Origin of the sequence: Corynebacterium sp. HMSC074C01, from assembly GCF_001814605.1 — a bacterium.
Taxonomy (GTDB): Bacteria; Actinomycetota; Actinomycetes; order Mycobacteriales; family Mycobacteriaceae; genus Corynebacterium.
On the sequence record NZ_KV817276.1, the window covers coordinates 1 to 2009 of the forward strand.

Here is a 2009-nt window from a genome sequence, read left to right on the forward strand (position 1 = left end):
TCGACAAGTTCCGCGTCGTCGCGCTTAACCAGGACGGCAAGATTGGCTACGCCGACGGTAAGGCCGGCGCCCTGGGCGTTGTCACCGAAACCGGTCGCCTGGAGGCGAAGGAACCGGGAGCGAAGAACATCGCTGTCCACTACGGTACCGCTGCCGTGAAGGTGGAGACCAACGGTGAGATTAAGGCCGGTGCTGCGGTGTACGCCGCCGCTGACGGCAAGGTATCCGCCACCGGCACCGTCAAGATTGGTGTGGCAATCCGCCCCACTGCTGACGGTAAGACCCTGACCATTCTTAATGGCCTGCCGACCGCGGGCCCTGATGCGGCCTAGAAGGAGCACCCATAATGGCTACGAATAATTCCTACTTTGACGCCCTCGAGGTGCTGCCGGTCGAGGACATCCTGACCTCCTCCGAACTTCTTGAGGCTGCAGCCTCCGAGCTGCTCATTGGCACGCAGGCATACGACCTGCTCTTCAACGCACACAACGTTGACCACCTCACCATCGGCTACAACATTGATGTGGCGCCGGGCCTGGACGAGGCCGTGCAGACCGTGCCGGAGTTCGGTGAGATTCCGGTTGGTGACCCGGATGCTGGCGAGCGTAAGTACGCTGACCTGACGAAGAAGGCTATCGGTCTTCGTATCTCCAAGGAGCAGCGCGACTACGGTACCGGTGCTGATATTCAGCGCGAACTCGTTGGCCGCGTGGCTGAGATTCGCCGAGGCAACTCCGCTGATGCGATGGCCGCCCTTGAGGAGGCTGGTATCGAGGAGCTGCCGGTGGCGAAGAAGTGGAACACCGCTGACGCGCAGGCAGTGGATGACCTGTGGGCTGCTGATGACCTCCTCGCCGGTGCGAAGGACACTCGCGGCAACCTGTTCAACTACTCCGCTGGCTACGTGTGGGCGAACCGCAAGACGCTGAACGCCCTGAAGCGCAATAAGCAGACCTCCAGCTTCTACATTGGTGACATGGCGCACGCGAACCCGCTGTTTACTGGTATTGGGGAGCAGCCGCTGGTGGCTGAGCAGTTCAAGCTGGTGGCCGACCAGGCACTGCCGGACGGTGTGGCTTACGTTTTCGCTGACTCTGAGTACGGCACCGTGGGTACGCGCTTCCAGACCGGTGACCCGATTTTCACCCCGTTCTACGAGGAGCATGGCCAGTCTGGTCATGGCGGTTCCACCATGTCGTGGCGCTCTGACTATGCGCACTGGCGTGCCCTTGCGGTGCGGGCTCCGAAGGCTGCGGTGAAGCTCACCGGCGCCATTTAAGCGGGGCGATAAGTATGCCGCAGATTGTGTTGAAGAAGGCGGCGTTCTATCCGCTGGATTCACGGGTGGTGCACCCGTCTGGCACGGTTCTTGAGGTGACTGAGGAGGATGCATCGGTGCTGCGTGAGCGTGGTGTCGTCGCCGATGATGAGGTCGTCGATGAGAAGCCGGAGCCGGTGGTTGAGGCTCCCGAGCCGGAGCCTGTGGAGGAGCCGGAGACCACCCCAGCAGGTGGGTATCCGCCGCTGCCGAAGCGCACCGAACCGGTAGCCCGCTGGAAAGAGTATGCCCGCACCAATGGCATCAAGCTGACGGGTTTGACGCGGCGTAACGAAATCATGGGCTACATCATCAAGGTTGTTAACGCCTAGTAGAAAGGGGGTGCTATGCCCATGGAGGTCACTGTTGATGACATCCTGTCGGTATTCCCCCGGCCACTAACCGAGGATGAGAAGAAACGCGCCGAGGGGCTTATCGCCCAGGCGCTGGAGCTCATCGTCATGGAGTTCGCCCGCCGAGGCCGTGACCTCACATCCGAAATTGAGGCCGAGCCGTGGCGTGCTGTTGCTGTGAAGCAGGCGGTGCGCATCATGGTGTCCCAGGCGGTACTCATCGGCGACAACGTTGGCCGTGCATCAGCGTCGTCGACAACGGGCCCGCAGTCCGATTCAGTGTCCTACTCGCAAGGAGTAGGCATTCATTGGGGTGGTGTGGGCCTTGATGATGCCAT

General features: G+C 61.4%; 4 protein-coding genes. All 4 read left to right on the forward strand.

The window, feature by feature from the left end:
- A partial coding sequence (locus tag HMPREF2978_RS13235) for a hypothetical protein (protein ID WP_070744537.1) occupies positions 1-332 on the forward strand: 332 nt, incomplete at its 5' end.
- Between the two features lie 14 nt (positions 333-346).
- Positions 347-1279, forward strand: coding sequence for a phage major capsid protein (locus HMPREF2978_RS05630; protein WP_070744539.1), 933 nt, complete (start codon positions 347-349; stop codon positions 1277-1279).
- Positions 1280-1293: 14 nt separating this feature from the next.
- The gene (locus tag HMPREF2978_RS05635; protein ID WP_070744541.1) at positions 1294-1650 is read left to right on the forward strand and encodes a hypothetical protein; all 357 of its coding nucleotides are present in this window, start codon (positions 1294-1296) and stop codon (positions 1648-1650) included.
- A 21-nt stretch (positions 1651-1671) separates the two neighbouring features.
- A partial coding sequence (locus tag HMPREF2978_RS05640) for a Gp19/Gp15/Gp42 family protein (RefSeq protein ID WP_083316501.1) occupies positions 1672-2009 on the forward strand: 338 nt, incomplete at its 3' end.

Excerpts from the sequence above, each read along its gene's own strand:
- HMPREF2978_RS05630 (WP_070744539.1), top strand. The coding sequence starts at position 347 with ATGGCTACGAATAATTCCTACTTTGACGCCCTCGAGGTGCTGCCGGTC.
- HMPREF2978_RS05635 (WP_070744541.1), top strand. The coding sequence starts at position 1,294 with ATGCCGCAGATTGTGTTGAAGAAGGCGGCGTTCTATCCGCTGGATTCA.